We start from the raw sequence: 16902 nt of genomic DNA, 5'->3' as shown, positions 1-16902 counted from the left end.
CGGCTGGCCGCTGTGTTAACTTCCAGAGATGGTGACGATCCGGCGACTGGTCGACGACCCGGCCCTGGAACTGCGGGTGCTGGAGCGCGGTGCCGACGGTGCGCTGGACGCCGAGATGCGCTGGGTGCACACCACCGAGCTGCCCGATCCGTCGCCCTACCTGCGAGACCGCGAGCTGGTCCTGACGAACGGCCTGTGGTGCGCCGGCCCCGAGGACGCCGAGGCGTTCGTGGCGCGCGTCGCGCACGCGGGTGCGGGCGGGATCGTGTTCGGCCTGCGTGAGAGCGTCCGCCGGGTCCCGGCGGAGCTGGTCGCCGCCTGCCGCCGCGCGCGCCTGCCGCTCATCGAGTTGTCGACGGACGTTCCGTTCACCGCGCTGTCCCATGCCATGGCCACCGCGTACGCCGAGGAGCGCCAGCGGGAGTTGCTGGGGCGGGTTCGGCGCAGCGACGCGCTCGCCGACGTGATGGCGCGAGGAGCCGGCGCGTCCGGCATCCTGCGGGTGCTGCGCCGTGACCACGACCTGCCGCTGGCCGTGATCGACCGTACGGCGAGGGTCGTCGCGACGGCCGGCGCCGACCTGAACTCCGGGCGGGCGCGCCTCGTCGCCGAGGCCCTGGCCCGGCACCCGCCGCCGCTGGAACTCGACCTCGGCTCGGGCGAGTGCGCATCGATCTTCCTGATCGCGGCGCTCGGTGAGGTGGACGCGGGCCTGGTGTGCCTGCGCCCGATGGCCGAGCTGAGCCCGGCCGAGCAGGACGCCATGGGTCAGGCGGCGTCGTTCCTCAGCCTCGAGGTCGCCAAGCGGCAGGCGGTGCACGCGATCGAGATGCGGTTCGCGGGCGAGCTGCTCGACATGGTGCTGTCCGGCCCCGGGCGGCAGGCGGAGCTGCCGAGCCGGCTGCGGGCGTTCGGGATCGACGCGGGCCACCCGCTCGCGGTGTGCGCGCTGGCGTTCGCCGACGACGACGGCCTGACCGGCCTCGGCGACGCGGTGACCGGGTTCTTCCTGGCCCAGGGCGTTCCCGCCGTGACCGCGACCGCCAGCCAGGACGTCGTCGCCATCGTGTCCTGGCGCGAAGCGGAGGCGGAGTTCGCCGCTCTCGCCCGGCGGCTGGTGGCCGACCTGGCGCCGCGGTTCGGCAGCCGCCGGTTGGTCGCCGGGCTCGGAGGGACCGTCCCGGACGCGGCCGGGCTGCGCCGCCCGGTGCTGGAGGCGCGCGAGGCCTGCCGCGTACTCCGCCGCCGGAGCGGCGGCCCGGCGGCCATGGCGTACGACGACCTCAACACCCACCTGCTGCTGCTCGGCGGGCACGACCATGAGACGCTGCGGCGGTTCTCCTCGGCCGTACTCGGCCCGTTGCGGGCCCATGACGCGGCGCGCGGCGGGGGGCTGGAGACCAGTCTGCGCACGTTCCTGGCCAACGACTGCCACTGGGCGGCCACCGCCGCGGCGTTGCATGTGCACGTCAACACGCTGCGGAACCGCATGGCTCGGATCGCCGAGCTGACCGGACGCGACGTCAACCGCACCGAGGACCTGGTCGACCTGTTCCTGGCACTACGGGCCGACGCGCTCGGTCAGCTCCCCTGACCGGGACGGAGGGCCGCGACGAAGGCCCGCCGCCCTGGCCTCTCCCCGACCGGGACGAAGGGTCCCGCCGCCCCGGCTTGGGTCCGGAGTCAGTCGACCGGGTAGACCGCCGGGTCGACGTCAGGCGGCTCCGGGCTACGGCGGGGCAGCGCCCGGTCCGCGCGAGCGCGTTCGGCGACGTCCCGGCACCGGTCGAACCGGACGTCGCCGCACTCCAGCGCGTACTCCACCAGCGTGCGCAGCGCGACGGCCCGGCCGGGCCGGCCGGTCAGGAACGGGTGGTTGGTGAGGTTGAACAGGCAACCGTAGTGGCGCATGGCGTCCAGCTCCGCCCGCCACATCTCCAGGACCTTCACCGGGGACTCGATGACCGAGCCGACGTGCGGGTCGGGCAGGAAGGCGTACTGCTCCCAGTCGTCCAGCGACCAGTGCACCGGCAGCTCGACGACGTCGGCGCCCGACGTCGTCAGCAGGTACGGGCGGTCGTCGCCCATCAGCGAGGAGTCGTACGACAGCCCGTGCTCGGCGATCAGCTCCGGCGTGCGCCATGTCGCCTCCCACAGCGCGGCGCGGTGCCCGGCGATCTCGATGCCCTGGTCGGCGAAGACCTCCAGCGCACGCTCGAAGTCGGCGCGCTCTTCGGCCGCGCTCATCCCGGTGGGCGGGCGGTGACTGTACGAGTGATGCGCGACCTCGTGCCCGGCCTCCACGATGGCGGCCGCCAGGCCGGGCCGCCGCTCGGCGACCCAGCCCGGCACGAAGAACGTCGCCGGCACGCCGAGGTCGGCCAGCAGCTCCAGCAGCCGTGGCACGCCGACCTCCGGGCCGTACGCCTGGTGCGACATCGTCATCGCGTGGCCGGCGAACCGCCGTCCGTGCGCGAGGACGGCCGCCTCGGCGTCCACGTCGAACGTCAGCGTGAACACGCACCGGGCCCCGGCCCGCCAGCCCGCCTCGTCCATCGCGTCATCTCCGTCCACTCCGGCCGGAGCCGGACTCACGACGCCGCGCCCGCCCGCTCACGGCGGTGGCGCTCCGCGTTGTCCAGCGTCGCCATCGGCTGCAACAGTCGACGGTCGAATTCTGCCGGTACGGCCCCGCTCTCCAGCCGCCGGGGGAGGTCGGGGTTGGCGAGGGCGCCGTGCCCGAGGGACAGCACGTCGGCGTGCCCGTTCTCGAGCACCTCCGCGGCCTGGCCCGGATCGTGCATGCCGCCGTTGGCGATCACCGGGAGACCGGACACCTTGCGCGCGAGCGCGGTGATGGTGACCCCGCCGTCGAGCGTGGCGCTCTCGATCCAGCTTCGTCCCTCGCTCGCGATGTGCAGGTACGTCGCTCCCATCTCGGCCAGCGCGCCGAAGATGACCTCGGCGTCGCGGGCGCCGCCGGGCCAGCGGTACGTGAAGTCGTTCACCTTGCCCTGGGACAGGCGCACGCCGATGACGGCGTCCGGGCCGAGGTCGGCGCGGATCGCCGCGACGACCTCGGCGGTGAGTCGCAGGCGATTGATCAGCGCGCCACCGTACCCGTCGGTGCGCCGATTGGTGTAGTCGGTCAGGAACTGGTCGAGCAGGTAGCCGTTGGCGGCGTGCACCTCCACGCCGTCGAACCCGGCGCGCAGGGAGTTCCCGGCGGCGGCGACGAACCCGGCCGCGGCCTCCTCGATGTCGGCGGCGGTCATCTCGCGGGGCACGGGCCACGGCCCGCTGCCGCCGTACTCGGGCATCATCTCGCGCAGTGGCGCGACCGCCGACGGGCCGGCGGTCCCCGGCTGGTACGGATTGCCCTGGGACAGCGCTCCCGCGTGCATCAGCTGCTGCACGGTGCGGGCACCGGCCGCGTGTACCTGCTCCGTGACCTGCCGCCAGGCCGCGACGTGCCCCTCGGTCACGATGCCCGGCTGGTTGAGGTATCCCTGGCTGTACCCGTCGTCGGTGTAGGTGCCCTCGGTGATCACCAGGCCGAAGCCGCCACGGGCGAACTCACCGTAGTACTCGGCCATCTGCCGGGTCGGCGTGCCGTCGGGTGCGGCCGAGACGCGGGTCATCGGCGCGACCGCGAGCCGGTTCCGCAGGTCCAGACCCGCGGCATGGAGAGGTGCCAGGGCCGGGTGCACGGCTCCGGAGTCGATGGTGGTCACTGCTTTTCTCCTGTGTCATGAAGGGCGGGGACCCGCTCGGCGGACTCCTGGGCGGGAAACAGGTCGAGGGCCAGCGCGGTCGGCTCGTTCCCCCCGTTGATGCCGACGACGTCCTGCGGGCAGGCGGAGACCACCAGCACGCAGTCCATCGCCGCCTCGAAGGTCACGCTGTCTCCCGGGCGGCTCAGCGCGGGCAGCCAGTTCAGACCGCCGTTCTCCTCGATCGAGATCCGCATGAAGACGTTGACCGGCTGGGGGACGACGGCGGTCCGCAGGCCCACCTCTCCGAGGGCACGGTGCAGGTTCTCCGCGCATGAGGCGTGCCGCCCCCCGACACCGTGAGCTCGGTAACGCGCCGGATCGCAGGCGGCGATCAGCATGTCATGGACGCCGGGAGAGGTGTCGCCGACCAACGTCAGGATCGGCCGCCGCCGGTCGGTGACGAACGACTCCCCCAACGCCGGAAACAGCCGGCCGAGCTGGGTCCGGGTATGTGCGGCACTGAGGTGTTCGGACGGGTCCTCGGCGGCGAAGCAGAACACATCGCCCACCTGCCGGCCTTCGAGACCGACCACACGGACACGGTCACCGGTCGCGAGCCGGACCAGGCGTGCTTCTCGGGCGGGTATCACGACACGGCGCCTCGTCGAATCCATGGGCGTCAGTCAACCTCGGGAAGAGCACACGGTTCCATGGATCTTCCTACAGCGTTTTAGGGGTTCTACTGGGCGATCCGCCATCACACAGGCACAGGGTCACCGCACGCGGGCGGACGGATACAGATCAGCGGCAGGTGGCGGCGACCGTGTCGGCGACCTCGACCGTCTTATCCGCATAATCGTCGTAGATTTGCAGGTCGATAGTGCCGTTCTTGGTCGGTCCGAAGGTAAGCGTTATCGAGCGGCCCCGATTGGCGAACTGATCGGTCCGAACATTGCCACCGATGCGATTGCTGTCGTAATGCTTGCCGGGAAGAGTGTCCCAGGCTTGATAGGTCACGTTCCTCGCGGTAATGGCGTTTGAGTTTGGAATATATATTTTGAAGGTGCACGTCTTGCCGACGCCGGGATAGAAGACCCAGTTCGCCCCGTCGCCGTTGTCGGTCGTCCGATGGATCAAGGCCTCTCCGCAGCCGCCGGTCGCGCTGCCCGGCAGGGGCGTCCAAGAACCGGTGGTGTCGATCGCCATAGCGTGACCCGTTGAACACGATGGTCCGGATGTCGCGCTCCAGGCCTGCGGTGAGCCGGCGGGTGTCCTGCCGCGGTGCCCGGAATCCGCCCGGCCGTTCGCCCCGGACGATGAGACCTCATTGGCGACGAAGACGGCTGTCGCGGCCAGGGCCACGACCACGAGGGCACCGAGCCCGAGGCGCAGGAACGGTCGGCTCCTCCCGGGCCGCGGCGAAACCGGTGACGCCGGGTCATCGTCCGCCGTCGCCGGCTCTGGCCCGGCCGGGGTCGGCGACGTGTCGGGGTCCTGCGCCGGGTCGGGGATCAGGTCCGGGTGGTGGATCTGGAGCTCGGCGCGCAGCCTTGTCCAGCGTTCCCGCCACTCGCCGGTGTCGCCGCCGCAGGCCCTGACGAACGCGAGGGTGACGTCCAGGGTCGGCAGCCGGCGACCGGCGGCGGCCACCGAAAGGACGGAGGCCGAGTAGTGCGCCTCGCGGGCGAGCTCCCGGTAGGTCGGCGCTCCGGGCGCGTTCACCCGCAGCGCGCGGAGCGCGAGGGCGAACTCCTTCAGGGGCCCGTCCGGAACCGGCGCCTCTCGCCTGCCCATCGCCACCTCGATCGCAGAGTCCGGGGCCGTCTCGCACGCGGCGAGTCGACTGACTCACCGTATTGATCGTTGACAAGCCGGGTCAACGGCCGGTAACGGCCGACGACCCCCTCGCCTGCGGACCCGGCCCGAGGCCGGATGCGGCCTCGGGCTTCTTACCCGTGATCGGCGAGAGGACGATCACCGCATGACGTCCAAACAGTGGATCACCGTGGGTTGGGGTTTCATGGCCGGAGCGGCTCTGCTGGCCGTGACCGCGGCGGTGCAGGTGTTCGTCTCCATCGACGACGACGCCCTGGCGCCGCAGATCATCCACGTGACCGCCTTCCTGCGCGGGGTGGTCGCGGCGGTGCTGGCGGGCGTCGGGTTCTTCGCCGGCCTCGCCTGCTTCTCCTGGAGCGCGACGCGCCGCCGTGACGACCTTCTCGAACAGATCCTCAGCCGCCTCCCGAACTAGGGGGTGGCCGGCAGCTCGGGCTGGGATCGCCGGATGGCTCAGCGCAGCTCCTGGATGCGGATCAGGTTGCCCGCGGGATCGCGGAAGGCGCAGTCCCGCACCCCGTACGGCTGCTCGATCGGCTCCTGGACGACCTCGGCGTCGCCGGCCTGCAACTGCTCGAAGACGCCGTCGAGGTCGCGGGTGGCCAGCAGGATCCAACCGTAGGTGCCCTTGGCCATCATCTCGGCGATGGTGCGGCGCTCGTCGTCGGTGATGCCGGGGTCGGCGCCCGGCGGCGCCAGGAGGATGGACGTGCCGGGCTGGTCCTTGGGACCGACCACGATCCAGCGCATCGTGCCCTGCCCGACGTCGCTGCGGACCTCGAAGCCGAGAGTGTCGCGGTAGAAGGCCAGGGAGGCGTCCGGGTCGTCGTGCGGGAGGGCGCATGTGTGAATGGTGATGTCCATACCGCTCACGCTAGCTGCGGCTCAATGACCGGCGCTTCTCGGCCTCTGACCGGCCTGGTCACCTGTTTGGCCACGCAGGACGGCATCCCCGCCGTCGCGCCCGCCGACCGGCGCCGGTAGACGCTGGGCGGCACGCCGACCAACTCGGTGAAGCGGGTGCTGAAGGTGCCCAGCGACGAGCAGCCGACCGCGAAACACACCTCGGTGACGCTGAGATCACCCCGCCGCAGCAGCGCCATCGCGCGCTCGATCCGCCGCGTCATCAGATAGGCGTACGGCGACTCACCATAGGCGAGCCGGAACTGGCGGCTGAGATGCCCGGCCGACATGTGCGCGCCGCGGGCCAGCGCCTCGACGTCCAGCGGCTGCGCGTACTCCCGGTCGATCCGGTCCCGGACACGGCGCAGCCGCGCGAGGTCGCTCAGGCGCTGCGCCGCGGTGAGTGCGCGCCCCCACGAGGGATGACACATGAGAGAACTCCTTTCATCCGATCTCCGTGAGCACCTGGGTCTTACGCCGAGGTGGCCACCGTGACACCGAGCCAGGTGTCGTGGTCGAGTCCGCGGATTCGCATGCGCCGTGCGACGGATTCGACGGACGCCATGGCGATCAGGTTAGGAGCGGCTCCGTGACTCGCGCTTCTCGATTCCTGACCGGTCCGGCCCCGACGGCGCCTGAAACTTTCAAGCCGTGGGTGGTCCACGGGTGGGTGGACGGCAGCCGCGAAGCGCGGTGGCGTACCTCCGTGAACGCTGGGCGAATGCGCTCACAAGGGCTTGCCGGGTCGGCGGCCGGTGCGGGCGGTTCCCCGTGATCGGGTTATCGCTCCCCGGCCTGCGCGTTGTGCCGATCATCGACGGCACCTACGCTCTGCCGCAATTGGGAAAACGCTTTCCCAGAGCAACCATCCGCCTGCTCGCGAGTGGCACTGCGTGCGCCGCGAGCGAAGAGGAGGGAGGCAGCGATGCGCCCACGGATCAGGCGACGGGTCGGCTTCTTCGCGGCGATCTGGGTGGCCGTGGTGGCGGTCACCGCGGCGTTCGTCGTGACGCAGACCGCGTCGGCCGCGACCGTCCCCACGTGGCCGACCAAGACGGGCGACGTCACGGTGACGAAGACCATCTCGGTCAGCGGGACGCGTGACGGCGGGATGAAGCGCTACTGCTGCATCGGGGACGGCGGCCAGGGCGAGAGCCAGCCCGCGATGTTCGACCTGGCCGACGGCGCGACGCTGAAGAACGTCATCATCGGCTCCCCGGCCGGCGACGGCGTGCACTGCGAGGGCCGGTGCACCCTCCAGAACGTGTGGTGGGAGGACGTCGGCGAGGACGCCGCCACCTTCAAGGGCACCAGCGGCGACTCCTACGTCATCGGCGGCGGCGCCAAGTCGGCTTCGGACAAGGTGTTCCAGCACAACGGCTCCGGCACCGTGCACATCTCGAACTTCTACGCGAAGACGATCGGGAAGCTGTACCGGGCGTGCGGCAACTGCTCCACGTCGTACAAGCGGCAGGTGGTCGTCGACAACGTCATCCTGGACAGTGCCAAGTACGTCGTCGGCATCAACACCAACTGGGGTGACCAGGCCACCCTGACCCACATCACGCTCATCAACGGCAAGAGCGCGCACGTCTGCGCCGAGTACAAGGGCGCACCGAAGGGCAGCGAGCCCACGTACCTCAAGGACGGGTGGGGCGACTCGTACTGCCACGTCACCACGTCCGACGTCACGTACCAGTAGCACGGTTCATCGATCGGCGGCCCCCGGACGCCCGGCACCTGCCTGCGGGCATGTTCGCCAGGCGTTCGGCGGCGGCCGGCCGTACGAGCCGATCTGACCGATCTGCGATGAAGGCGCCCGCGTATGACACGGCGCAGGAGACCAGGAAGCACCGGAGGCGAGCGGTGAGGATTTCGAGGCGCACGATGGCGCTGTCGGCTGCGGCCGTGATGGTCGGCGGAATCGGGGTCGTGGGCGGCGTGTCGGCGACGAGCGCCGGCGCCGCGGACGCCTCGACGGGCGTCGCCGACATCGGATGGGCGGCCCAGTCGGGTGGCACGAGCGGTGGTTCCACGGCGGACGCCGCCCACGTCTACACCGTGTCGACCAAGGCCCAGCTGATGACGGCGATCGCCGGTATCGACCCGACGACCGGGAAGAAGAACAAGAACGCCCCGAAGATCATCAAGTGGGTCGGCACGATCGACATGACCGAGGGCAAGCCGTACACCGACCACGACGACCAGGCCTCCCGCGGCGAGATCAAGCTCAACCCGAACACCACCATCATCGGGGTGGGCTCGAACGCCTACCTGCCCAACGGCTGGTTCAAGATCTCCAAGGTGGACAACGTCATCATTCGCAACATCAAGGTGACGAACCCGTGCGACCTCGAACCCAAGTGGGACTCCGGCGACGGGGCCGGCAACTACAACTCCGAGTTCGATGGCACCACGGTCGACGGCGGCACGCACGTGTGGCTCGACCACATGTGGTACACCGACGCCCCGTACACCGACGACCAGGAGCCGCTGGGCAACAAGGACAAGAACGGGGTGGCCAAGCGCGTCCAGTGCCACGACGGTTCGGTGGACATCAAGAACGGCGCGGACTACGTGACCGTCTCCAACACCATCCTGGAAAAGCACGACAAGAACGATCTCGTCGGGGCGTCCGACAGCAGGACGAGCGACGACGGCCACCTGACGGTCAGCTTCATCGCCGACCTGGTCCGTGACATCGCCGAGCGGGCGCCGCGCGTACGGTTCGGCCAGGTGCACAGCGCCGACAACTACTTCGTGGGCAGCAGGACCGACGTGGCCTACCCGCATCTGTACAGCATCGGCACGGGGCTCAAGTCGAAGATCATCTCTACGAACAACGTCTTCGAGATCACCGGTGCCACAGCCGGCAAGTGCGTCGACGTGGTGCGGAATCCCAACACCGACAACCCCGAAGGCGCCTTCGTGGACACCGGTTCCACGGTCAACGGAGCGGCCATGACCGGCTGCACCGCCCCGACGTCCGTCGGGTGGTCACTGCCGAGCGGCTACGCCTACCCGAAACTCGCCACCTCCCAGGTGAAGACCTACGTCCTCGCCAACGCCGGTACCGGCAAGATCTGACCGCCCGCGCCGATACCGTCGCCGAATGATTCTACTGACCCGCAATGAGCAGGCCTGGCTGGAAGCTTCGCAATAGCGATTGCGCTTTTTCGACAGGCGGAGCGAACCGTTCAACGGAGTGTCGTTTAATGGCCTCGATCAGATCCTCCGGAGCCTGCTGCCTGCCACCCAGCAACTGCGACTCGTCGACGACCAGAGCCTTCGTCAGTTTCGCGGCGGCGATTATGACGGCTATCGACAGGACGATGGAGAGGTTATCCCGCCACGGGGTGACTGTGATCCATCCCCCGAGCTCCGGATCACTCGGGTCCCCGAAATCCTGGAAGCCGAACGTATTCGAATGTTCCCCGTCCGCGGTCGAGATCCTGACCTCGATATCGGTCCGACCATAGCCAATGACTTCGCTCGTGGCGCCTTCGGGGCGGAGGGCCATCTCAATCCCAGGGAAGCCGATGTCGTCAAGGACCGCCGCGGTGGACCTGAGCAGCTCCGCTATTGAGAAACCTTGATTGACCCGCGTCCACCATTCGATCGCCACACGTCCTCCGTGAAACACTCGAGACTATTGAGGGAATTTTAGCCATCCGTCCGCCGTGCGAATATAGATCCGTCCGATCGACGCACGTCCTGGAATTTGCGACAATGGACCGCTCTTGGCAAAGTCGGCCAGCCTGGCCGCCGACATGTTCGGCGCCTTGATATACAGCGTCACATTATTGTAACCCGCATTGGTGGCCTGGCTCTCGGCTTTGACCGCGTGTTTCAGCACAGCAGACGGGGATGTTCCTGAGTACTCCTTAAGGCTGACCTCCTGGCCATCGAGCCAGCCGTCAATGCCTTCGAAGTTGTTCGTCGGCGGCCCGGTGAACTCCTTTCCGCCAAGATACTCGGCGAGCTCTTTGGCCTGTGCCTCCTCGGCGTCCGTGAGCTGATTCCTGATGATCTTGACGGTCACCTTGCCCAGACCGGCTGCTTCTCGTTCTGAAGTCGGTAGTACTCGTGCGAGATCCCTCAGTGCCGAGCCGACGGTCCTCATGCGAGCCACGACCGCTCCGACGAACTGGCGGAGCAACGCCATTGCGCGGGCGGTGATGCCGCCTTCCGCGGCGGCTTCGGCGGTCTGGCCGGCGGCCTCGCTGCCCCCTGCGGTGGGTGCGGCCAGGAACGCGGCGATGACCTCGCCGATTATGAACGTGAGAGCGAACTCCAACGCGAGCTCGTCGAACTGGTGCTTCAGGTCACGGATCGCCTGGGCTTGGTCCCGGCAGGCACGCTCGGTGTGCTCGCACCCCTGCAGCGTCAGCGTCAGCGATCCGTTGTTGTAGTCCACCAGCCGTTGCACATGGTTGCGGAAACTGTCGGCGGCCGGGCCTTCGCTTTCGGCCAACACGTAGGCCGCGTAGTGCTGGGTGTCTCCCCAGGCTGTGCGCAGAGCGGTGGCGAGCTCTCGCCACGCCTCGGCGGCCTGCTCCATCAGTTCCGGCTTGCCCGTGGGGAACGGCCCGAAGAAGTAGGTCGCCCCGGCCCGCCTCCACGCGTTCGGATCCGGCGCTGCCTCCGGAGACGGACTCGGAGTCCGCGGCGACGCCGGTGGTGTGGATTTCGGCGGCTGGGACGGGGCCCGTGCCGGTGGAGTCGGTGGCCGATTCGGGGTCGGATTCGGGGTCGTACGTGGTGAGCTCGGTGGGGTGCTTTCAGGCACGTCCGGTGGGGGCGGGAGCCCACCGGTGTTATGCAGTAGCCGCGATTCTCGGCCTGCGGCCTCAGCGATCCGGTCGATGTCGGCGGTCACGTTCGCCTCGGTGACGCCGTAGTTGTGCGCCATCTGCTGGATGCCGCTCGCGATCGCCCTGAGGTCGGCTGCGCATTGCTGTGCCGTTACCAAGAGTGAGTGCTGTGCCGGCCGGTAGGATTCGGCGAACGACTCATCCGGCCACGATGAACCCCAAAATGCCGCTAATCCTTCCAACCTCCTTTGTGCCGCCGTCCCGGCCTGCGACAACGCCGTGCCCGCCGCGTCGAACCGGGGGGCGTAATACACCAAAACCTCGACCGAAAACCGGACCGAATCCCGCTGCCCACCCGCCATAACGCCGCATCCCCTTGATCCCGGATCGTCCGCCATAAACCATACACAAAGCGGAAATCTTCGTCGTTGGGGTTCTCGTAGGCCTTTTTAGTTTCGTATTCCGACAACCCGCGTCGGGCCGGTCGGTCGCGACGCCGCTATCCGTTCAGCGCCGCCGTCGGCGGGATTCTCGCCGCCCGGATGGCCGGGTAGAGGCCGGCGACCGCCCGATCAGGAGCGTCGCGCCGATACCGGCGGCGAACACGGCCGGCGGTACCGCGACGGGCCGGCCGTTCATCCTGGCGAACACCGCGACGGCTCCGAGCCCGACGGCCGCTCCGACGCCGCCACCGAGCGCGGACAGCAGCAGCGCCTCGGCACCGTCAGGACGTCTTTGCGGCCGGGGTGATACAAGACACGTACGAAACCGTTTCGTTTCTCTAATTCTCGGGGTATCTTCTTGAGCGTGCGGAGGCGCCGTACGAAACAGTGTCGTTCGGAGTTGAAAGGTGAGTGGCATGGCTGAGGTCGCAACGCCGCGTCGCAGTCGGATCACGCCCGAGCGCGAGGCCGAGCTTTACGGGGCCGTGCTCGATCTGCTCCGCGAAGTCGGCTACGACTCACTCACCATGGACACCGTGGCCGCACGCACCCGGTCCAGCAAGGCGACGCTCTACCGCCAGTGGGGCGGCAAGGCCGAGCTGGTCGCCAAGGCGATACGCCACGGCAAGCCCGGCCGCATCGCCGACGTCGACACCGGGTCGCTGCGAGGCGACCTGCACGCCCTCGTGTCCCACGAGGACGACCCCGCCATGGAACAGACCTCCTCGCTGATGCGCGGTCTGGCCATGGCGATACACCACAACCCGGACCTCCGGCGGGCGTTCCGGGAGCAGCTCATCGAACCGGAGATGACGGAGTTCCGCCGGGTGTTCCAGCGCGCCGTCGACCGAGGCGAAGTCCGTGCGGACAACCCCGCGCTGGACTATGTGGTGCACATGATGCTCGGCGCGTTCGCCGCCCGTGACCTGATCGACGACGAGCCGCCGACGCAGGCGTTCCTCCATTCGTACCTCGACGCCGTGGTCCTCCCGGCTCTCGGCGCCTGACCTTCCCCTTCTCTCAAGTCCCAAGCCGTACCTGACGCGGCCGCTCACGTCGTCGGGCGGTCCGCCATGCCCTGAACCAACCGGGGGTACATCTCCGTGGCCACTTTCCTTTACAGACTCGGCCGATTCGCCTTCCGGCGACGGCACTTCGTCGCACTCATCTGGGTGTTGCTGCTGACCGTCGTAGGCGTCGCGGCGGCCAACGCCCCCTCCGCCGGCGGATCGTCCTTCTCGATCCCCGGCACCGAGGCCCAGAAGGCCTTCGACCTGCTGGATCAGCGCTTCCCCGGCATGAGCGCGGACGGAGCGACGGCGCGTGTCGTCTTCAAGGCCCCTGCGGGCGAGAAGATCACCAGCGCCGCGAACAAGGCGGCCGTCGAGCAGACCGTCACGGAGCTCGGTGGAGGCGCCGAGGTCGGCGCCGTCACCGACCCGTTCACGTCGCACGCGGTGAGCCAGGACAGGACGATCGCGTACGCGCAGGTGAAGTACACGGTCCCGTCCATGACGATGAAGGACTCGACCAAGGACTTCCTGAAGAAGACGGTGGAGGAGTCCCGGCACGCCGGGCTGACCGTCGAGGTCGGCGGGGACGCACTCCAGGCGACGCCCGAGACGGGCTCGGGAGAGATCGTCGGCGTCGCCATCGCGGCGGTCGTCCTCGTCATCACCCTGGGCTCACTCGTCGCGGCCGGGCTGCCGTTGCTGACCGCGCTCATCGGCGTCGGCATCGGCGTCGCGGGCATCACGGCCCTGGCCAAGGCACTCGACCTGGGCTCCACCACTTCCACGCTGGCGATGATGATCGGCCTTGCCGTCGGCATCGACTACGCCCTGTTCATCGTCTCCCGCTACCGGGCCGAGCTGGCCGAGGGCCGCGAGCGCGATGAGGCGGTCGGACGCGCCGCCGGCACCGCGGGCTCGGCGGTGGTCTTCGCCGGGCTGACGGTCGTGATCGCGCTCGTCGGCCTCGCGGTCGTCAACATCCCGATGCTGACCAAGATGGGCATCGCGGCGGCGGGCACGGTGGCGATCGCGGTGCTGATCGCGCTGACGATGATCCCGGCGCTGCTCGGGTACGCGGGCCGCAGGATCCGGCCCGCGGGCGAGAAGAGCCGGCTGTTGGGCGGCAGGAAGAGCAAGCACTCCGCAGGAGCCGAGGCCAAGCCCAACATGGGCACCCGCTGGGCGACCTTCGTCGTCCGCCGCCCGGCCGCCGTCCTGCTGCTGTGCATGATCGGCCTGGGCGTGGCGGCCGCCCCGGTGAGCCGGCTTCAGCTCGGGCTGGGCGACGATGGCACGCAGCCGACGTCCACGACCCAGCGGCGGGCGTACGACCTGCTCTCGGAGGGCTTCGGACCCGGCTTCAACGGCCCGCTGATGGTCGTCGTCGACGCGAAGGCGAGTGGCGACCCGAAGGCAGCCGCCGCCACGGTGGCCGACGACATCAGAGGGCTCAAGGACGTCGCGACGGTCACGCCTGCGGTGTTCAACAAGGCCGGCGACACGGCGACGATCACCGTCATACCGGCCTCGAAGCCGTCCTCGAAACAGACCGAGGACCTGGTGCACGCCATCCGTGACAAGGCCGACGGAGTCAAGGGCGGCACGGACGCGCGGATGCTGGTCACCGGCACGACGGCGATGAACATCGACTTCTCGCAGAAGCTGTCCGACGCGCTGATCCCGTACCTGAGCCTGGTGGTCGGACTCGCCTTCCTGCTCCTCATGGTGGTCTTCCGCTCGATCCTGGTCCCGCTGAAGGCTGCGCTGGGCTTCCTGTTGTCGGTGCTGGCGGCGCTGGGCGCCGTGGTCGCGGTCTTCCAGTGGGGCTGGCTGGCCGATCTGTTCGGCGTCGAGCAGACCGGGCCGATCATGTCGATGATGCCGATCTTCATGATCGGAGTGGTCTTCGGCCTGGCCATGGACTACGAGGTGTTCCTCGTGACCCGCATGCGCGAGGCGTACGTCCACGGTGAGCAGCCCAAGCAGGCCGTGGTGACCGGCTTCAAGCACGGCGCCCGGGTGGTCACGGCCGCCGCGATCATCATGATCGCCGTCTTCTCCGGCTTCATCGGCGCCAGCGAGTCGATGATCAAGATGATGGGGTTCGGTCTGGCGATCGCGGTGTTCTTCGACGCGTTCATCGTCCGGATGGCCATCGTCCCGGCGGTCCTGGCCCTGCTGGGCAAGGCGGCCTGGTGGCTCCCGAAGTGGCTGGACCGCATCCTGCCCAACGTGGACGTGGAGGGCGAGGGCCTGCGTGCGCGGGCCGAGGTCTCGGAGATCTCGTTCGCCGAGCAGCAGCCCGTACGGGAGCCGGTGCTGGTCGGCGCCGGTGGCCCGCAGGCCCGAATGCAGCCGTTGGCCGCGTACGCCTCGGCGGGCGGCGGGGACACTCTCCCGGCTGCGGGCGGGCCGTCCATCGGCGGTCAGGTGCGCGGTTCGGAGGGCGCGGGCGTCGGCGGAGCCACGCTGACGCTCGTCTCCCTCACCGGGCACCAGCTCGGCCGGGCCGTCGCCCGGACCGACGGCCGGTACAGCCTCGACGCGCCGGGCACCGGCTCGTACATCCTGATCGCGGTCGCGGACGGCCACCAGCCGCAGGCGTCCACCGTGGTGGTCTCCGACAGCGCGGATCCCGTGACCTACGACGTGCTGCTGGCCGGGACCAGTGGGCTGGCCGGCACCGTGACCGACGCGAACAGCCACCTGCCGGTCGAGGGCGCGATGGTCGCGGTGACCGATGTGCTCGGCGAGGTGGTCGCGAGGGCCGAGTCCGACCGCAGGGGCACCTTTCTGATCACCGAGCTGCCCGCCGGTGACGTCACCGTCGCCGTCAACGCGGTAGACCACCGGCCCACCGCACTGCCGGTCCTGATCTCCGGCACGGGCATGACCCGGCTGGAGGTCGTCCTGCGGTCCGGTGTTCAGCTACAAGGCGTCGTACGGGCCGGCGCCGACCGGAATCCGCTACCGGACGCCCGGGTCACGCTGGTCGACGCGGCGGGCAACGTGGTCAGCACCGCCACCACCGGGTCGGACGGCGCGTACGCCTTCACCGACCTGGACGCGGGCGAGTACCTGCTGATCGCCGGCGGCTACCCGCCGATCGCCACCGCGCTCACCGTCGATGGCAAGGGGACGGACGGCTTCGACCTGGAGCTGAGCCATCCCGAGGGGTGACACCCGACCTGCCGGTCCGTACGGCCACGAGGGCGTGCGGGCCGGCGGCAGGGGTCCCGGCCGAGGCCGCTCCGGCCGGGCCCGAAGCACATCGCAGGACTTCGAGGGGAAGGCAACCATGAGCACCACCGGAACGGGCGGCGGCCTGCGGGCCCGGATCCGCACCAAGGACGGCTGGGCCGTCCCGCACGCCGTACTGACCGTCACCGACATGACGGGGCAGCAGGTGCTGCGGGAGACGGCGTCCGAGGAAGGCGGGGTCAGGACCGACGCCCTGGCGCCCGGCACGTACACCGTGATCGTCACCGCCATCGGATACGGCCCGGCCGCCTCCACCGCCATCGTGACCGCCTCAGGCGCCGCCGACCTCGGTTCCCTCACCCTGGCCCGCGTCGGGGGCGTCGACCTCCCGCCGCCCGGCCCCTGGACGATCGACCCGGCCCACTCCACCGTTCGTGCGGTCGCCCAGCACCTCGGACTGACCAGCGTGCACGGCCGGTTCACGGAGTTCGGCGGCCGGATCGAGATCGACGAGAACCCGCTGTCGTCCGGCGTCGAGGCGGTCATCGAAGCCGCCTCGATCGACACGGGCAACCGGACGCGCGACGGCCACCTGTGCTCGCCGGACTTCCTCGACGTCGATGTCCACCCGAAGATCACCTACCGCAGTACGGGCATCACTCCGGCGGCCGGCGAGGCCCGCTGGACCGTCCACGGCGAACTCGCCCTGCACGGCGTGGCCCGTTCCGTCGACCTGGACCTGTCCTACCTCGGCACCGGTCCCGACCCCTGGGGCGGGGTCCGGGCCGCGTTCCGCGCCACCACCGAACTGCGGCGTGAGGACTTCGCCATGAACTACAACCAGGTCGTCCAGGCCGGAATCGCCGCCATCGGCACGACCCTACGGGTGGAACTCGACATCCAGGCCGTCCAGGGCGAACAACTGCCGCCCGCCTCCTGATGACCCAGGTGCCCCGGTCCGGCGGAGGCGCGACGA

At 69.6% G+C, this 16902-nt stretch carries 15 protein-coding genes; 7 read left to right on the top strand and 8 right to left on the bottom strand.

Going from position 1 to position 16902, the window contains the following annotated elements; genetic code table 11:
• Positions 1 to 28 precede the first annotated feature (28 nt).
• Complete coding sequence (locus ABEA24_RS28615; protein WP_345434243.1) at positions 29 to 1594, top strand: PucR family transcriptional regulator; 1566 nt, start codon at positions 29 to 31, stop codon at positions 1592 to 1594.
• An 89-nt stretch (positions 1595 to 1683) separates the two neighbouring features.
• Here the strand turns inward: ABEA24_RS28615 and ABEA24_RS28610 are convergent, their stop codons facing one another.
• The 4 genes from ABEA24_RS28610 to ABEA24_RS28595 form a co-directional block, all read right to left on the bottom strand.
• Entirely contained in the window at positions 1684 to 2556 is an 873-nt protein-coding gene (locus ABEA24_RS28610) for a polysaccharide deacetylase family protein (RefSeq protein WP_345434242.1), read from the bottom strand.
• A 35-nt stretch (positions 2557 to 2591) separates the two neighbouring features.
• Positions 2592 to 3734 carry an oxidoreductase gene (locus ABEA24_RS28605; RefSeq protein ID WP_345434241.1) on the bottom strand — a complete coding sequence of 381 codons (1143 nt, stop codon included), beginning with the start codon at positions 3732 to 3734 and terminating at the stop codon, positions 2592 to 2594.
• Positions 3731 to 4390 (bottom strand): DUF1989 domain-containing protein, encoded by a 660-nt coding sequence (locus ABEA24_RS28600; RefSeq protein WP_345434240.1) that lies wholly within the window; start codon positions 4388 to 4390, stop codon positions 3731 to 3733. The genes ABEA24_RS28605 and ABEA24_RS28600 overlap by 4 nt, the downstream gene beginning before the upstream one ends.
• 127 nt (positions 4391 to 4517) lie before the next feature.
• Positions 4518 to 5366 carry a hypothetical protein gene (locus ABEA24_RS28595; protein WP_345434239.1) on the bottom strand — a complete coding sequence of 283 codons (849 nt, stop codon included), beginning with the start codon at positions 5364 to 5366 and terminating at the stop codon, positions 4518 to 4520.
• Positions 5367 to 5697: 331 nt separating this feature from the next.
• On the opposite strand from ABEA24_RS28595, the gene ABEA24_RS28590 reads away from it, so the two are divergent.
• Entirely contained in the window at positions 5698 to 5967 is a 270-nt protein-coding gene (locus tag ABEA24_RS28590; protein WP_345434238.1) for a hotdog family protein, read from the top strand.
• 38 nt (positions 5968 to 6005) lie between these two features.
• Here the strand turns inward: ABEA24_RS28590 and ABEA24_RS28585 are convergent, their stop codons facing one another.
• Complete coding sequence (locus ABEA24_RS28585) at positions 6006 to 6416, bottom strand: VOC family protein (RefSeq protein ID WP_345434237.1); 411 nt, start codon at positions 6414 to 6416, stop codon at positions 6006 to 6008.
• A gap of 5 nt (positions 6417 to 6421) precedes the next feature.
• Complete coding sequence (locus ABEA24_RS28580; protein ID WP_345434236.1) at positions 6422 to 6886, bottom strand: helix-turn-helix transcriptional regulator; 465 nt, start codon at positions 6884 to 6886, stop codon at positions 6422 to 6424.
• 494 nt (positions 6887 to 7380) lie between these two features.
• Here ABEA24_RS28580 and ABEA24_RS28575 point away from each other — a divergent pair, with 494 nt between their 5' ends.
• Together ABEA24_RS28575 and ABEA24_RS28570 are read left to right on the top strand one after the other, a co-directional pair.
• Positions 7381 to 8157 (top strand): pectate lyase, encoded by a 777-nt coding sequence (locus tag ABEA24_RS28575; RefSeq protein WP_345434235.1) that lies wholly within the window; start codon positions 7381 to 7383, stop codon positions 8155 to 8157.
• Positions 8158 to 8321: 164 nt separating this feature from the next.
• Positions 8322 to 9542: a pectate lyase family protein gene (locus tag ABEA24_RS28570; RefSeq protein ID WP_345434234.1), complete on the top strand. Its 1221-nt coding sequence runs from the start codon at positions 8322 to 8324 to the stop codon at positions 9540 to 9542.
• A gap of 31 nt (positions 9543 to 9573) precedes the next feature.
• On the opposite strand, the gene ABEA24_RS28565 is transcribed toward ABEA24_RS28570, so the two are convergent.
• Both ABEA24_RS28565 and ABEA24_RS28560 read right to left on the bottom strand, forming a co-directional pair.
• Positions 9574 to 10080, bottom strand: a complete 507-nt coding sequence (locus ABEA24_RS28565) for a hypothetical protein (protein WP_345434233.1) — start codon at positions 10078 to 10080, stop codon at positions 9574 to 9576.
• Between the two features lie 24 nt (positions 10081 to 10104).
• Entirely contained in the window at positions 10105 to 11367 is a 1263-nt protein-coding gene (locus tag ABEA24_RS28560; protein ID WP_486303927.1) for a WXG100-like domain-containing protein, read from the bottom strand.
• A gap of 761 nt (positions 11368 to 12128) precedes the next feature.
• Here ABEA24_RS28560 and ABEA24_RS28555 point away from each other — a divergent pair.
• The 3 genes from ABEA24_RS28555 to ABEA24_RS28545 all read left to right on the top strand — a co-directional run bounded on the left by ABEA24_RS28555 (position 12129) and on the right by ABEA24_RS28545 (position 16866).
• Positions 12129 to 12719: a TetR/AcrR family transcriptional regulator gene (locus tag ABEA24_RS28555; protein ID WP_345434231.1), complete on the top strand. Its 591-nt coding sequence runs from the start codon at positions 12129 to 12131 to the stop codon at positions 12717 to 12719.
• A 96-nt stretch (positions 12720 to 12815) separates the two neighbouring features.
• Entirely contained in the window at positions 12816 to 15905 is a 3090-nt protein-coding gene (locus ABEA24_RS28550; protein WP_345434230.1) for an MMPL family transporter, read from the top strand.
• A 118-nt stretch (positions 15906 to 16023) separates the two neighbouring features.
• Positions 16024 to 16866, top strand: coding sequence for a YceI family protein (locus ABEA24_RS28545; protein WP_345434229.1), 843 nt, complete (start codon positions 16024 to 16026; stop codon positions 16864 to 16866).
• The last annotated feature ends 36 nt before the right edge of the window (positions 16867 to 16902 follow it).

It is taken from the genome of Actinoallomurus vinaceus (genome assembly GCF_039542055.1).
In the GTDB taxonomy this organism is placed as follows: Bacteria; Actinomycetota; Actinomycetes; order Streptosporangiales; family Streptosporangiaceae; genus Actinoallomurus; species Actinoallomurus vinaceus.
The sequence above is the reverse complement of the archived record's forward strand: the minus strand, read 5'-3'. Positions and strand labels throughout refer to the sequence as shown.